The sequence below is a fragment of the uncultured Kiloniella sp. genome (genome assembly GCF_937128705.1).
In the GTDB taxonomy this organism is placed as follows: domain Bacteria; phylum Pseudomonadota; class Alphaproteobacteria; order Kiloniellales; family Kiloniellaceae; genus Kiloniella.
The window spans coordinates 1-2,622 of record NZ_CAKZMP010000096.1 but is presented as its reverse complement, the minus strand read 5'-3'; the positions used below and the strand labels follow the sequence as shown (position 1 = coordinate 2,622).

The window sequence follows — 2,622 nt, the reverse complement described above, 5'->3', positions numbered from 1 at the left end:
CGCTTGTTGTGTTGTATTTTTATATGGGTCAGCGACCTGCCATCGCGACGGGACTGGGCATTGCCCTTGGTATTAGTCTCTATCACGCGGCGTTTGGTTTTACCTCGGCATGGCGACGTTTTTTGACAGAGGGCTGGGGGGCAGGGCTTAAGGCACAGATTGTTATGCTTGCGGTTGTCGTCACGCTTTTCTTCCCGGTGCTCGATAGCGGCACCATTCTCGGGCACAGGGCATCGGGCTTTGTCGCACCAGCGGGAACGGGGGTCGTGGTAGGGGCCTTTGTTTTTGGCATCGGCATGCAAATCGCGGGCGGCTGTGCCAGTGGTACGCTCTTTACTGTTGGTGGGGGCAGTATTCGTATGGTGGTGACCCTGATCACCTTTATGCTGGGGTCGGTCATCGCGACGGTGCACCTGCCCTTCTGGCACGCATTGCCCAAGTGGAAAGCCGTTTCCATGGTAAATCTTTGGGGATGGGAACAGGCTTTGATCCTGCATCTGATTGTCTTTGCCTTGCTCTATCTCTTTGTCCGCAGGGTCGAAAACAGAAATTTTCTGGTGAACGAGGCAGAGGACAGGCCCACAACTCCCTTGTTCCAACGTATCACCGAAGGACCATGGCCGCTCGTGTTCGGGGCTGTGGCACTGGCCTTGTTGAACTTCGCGATGCTGGCGTTGCTGGGGCACCCGTGGGGGATTACATCAGGCATTACCCTGTGGGGTGGCAAGATGGTGTCTTTCTTTGGCGCGGATCTGTCCGATATTCCTTATTGGTCAGGCCGGATGGCGGCTCTTGATAGATCACTCTTCAAAACCGATGCCTCTGCAACCAACATCGGTATCGTGGCAGGTGCCATGAGCGCGGCGGTTCTGGCGGGAAAGTTTGGCAAATCGCAGAACGTCACGGCCAAAGGCATTGTTACGGCCCTTATAGGGGGCTTGATGTTGGGTTATGGCGCGCGTTTGGCCTATGGCTGTAACATCGGTGCCTTTTTCAGCGGCGTCGCATCGGGCAGTGTACACGGCTGGGTCTGGCTGTTCGCAGCGCTTGCCGGGAATATGATCGGCGTCAGAATACGCAAGACCTATAGTTACTCTACTTAACTTCTGTTCTGCGTTGTTTCATCGTTCGTGTAGGTCGCCTACACGTCTCTCTTCACGCCTTGAATAGAAATCAAGTATAGCAACTATTGAACAGGAAAAAAGATGGAAGAGTAAATCGGTTATAGTTAGAAGTCGTTATAACGAGACAGTGGCTATAGCCACTTAGTTGTAGCTGCCGATGAGGGTGAAGGGGGTGCCGCCGAGGCCTTTTTTGAAGAAGGTTACGCCCTTGGCATCATCGGGATTAATTCCGCCGAGGTCGAGCCATTTGACGTCGCGTTTTTTTAGCTCCAACAAGGCATTCCACAGTAGGTAGTTGTGTGCGCGGGCATCGCGTCCTTCTTGCGAATTCCAGCCCACCAGATAGGTTGCACTGCCTTCGTGCAGGAACAATAGGATGGCCCCAATAGCTTCTCTGTTTTCTTCTCCATTTGGTCCGTCTTGCAATGCCCGCATCAACAGGAATTCACCCCGGTCTTTTGTAAAGCGTTTCAGGTGTGCGACCAAGGCGGGACTTGGCCCTTTGAATTCCTTGAGGATCTTGTCCATCTCGCTGCGTTTCAACAGCCAGTTCAGGTGTTTACCCTCTGTGTCTAAATCAAGCGACAGGCCTTTTTTCTCTGACTGGTTGAGCGTATTGCGCCAGTTCTGTTTCAGGTTCGCGCGTAAGACTTCTTCGGGCTGTGTCAGGTCCAGCCAGATAGATGAATAGCCATCGGTCTGAATGCGGTTGAGGCCAAATTTCGCCAACATTGCACGGTTAGCATCTGTATCCGGCATTTCGGGCAGGAAGTATCTAAACCGCCAGGGACGCGATGGGTAGCGTTTTTGAATTTCCGCCCAGAAGAATTCATGAACCTCTTGCGGGATATCGGGTTCCAGCCACAGTGGCCCGCGATAGAGCCGAACCTTGTGAAAGACGCCGAGTAATCGCTGTTCCAACACCTGACAGATACCGACAATACGCCCTTGCCAGTAGATGGTGGCAAACTTGCCAACCAGACGTTCGGTTACCAAGACAGCTTGTGCATAGGGCCAGCTTTGCAACAGGTTTGATTGCTCTGCCTTACGCACAAGGTCCCGCCACTGGCGCACGGAAACGTCATTCCATTTGATAGCTAATAGATTTGCGTCCGGTGATGAACTAGATGCTTTAGCGACTGGCTTGGTCTGTTTTTGTGACGTTAATTTTTTTTGCGATTTTTGAGGCATATAAGAGCTGTTGTTCGCTAATTTTTTTATGAATCATCTATTATCCATAATGCTTTATCTATGGCTTTGTAAATGATTTCCCGATATATTCGTGCTATTCTTACATAAGTTCAACAACCATAGTTATTAAACCTAGCTTTTACTTAGAGACGTGTAGGTGACCTACACGAACGATGAAACAACGATAAGGAAGAGTTAGGTTGGATCACTATCAAAAGGGATACAAGGTTTTATGGCGAAGGTAGTAGCGGTTTATAACAAAGAAAGAAGACGCGATCATCGCCGCGCAGTGAACCTTGCCGCAAAG

Annotated in this window: 2 protein-coding genes; one reads left to right on the top strand and one right to left on the bottom strand. The window is 50.9% G+C overall.

Going from position 1 to position 2,622, the window contains the following annotated elements; genetic code table 11:
• Positions 1-1,103: YeeE/YedE family protein (locus Q0241_RS05660; RefSeq protein ID WP_299374426.1), on the top strand; the 1,103-nt coding region annotated here is incomplete at its 5' end.
• Between the two features lie 162 nt (positions 1,104-1,265).
• Here the strand turns inward: Q0241_RS05660 and Q0241_RS05655 are convergent.
• Positions 1,266-2,315 (bottom strand): peptidoglycan bridge formation glycyltransferase FemA/FemB family protein, encoded by a 1,050-nt coding sequence (locus Q0241_RS05655; protein WP_299374423.1) that lies wholly within the window; start codon positions 2,313-2,315, stop codon positions 1,266-1,268.
• Between the last annotated feature and the right edge of the window lie 307 nt (positions 2,316-2,622).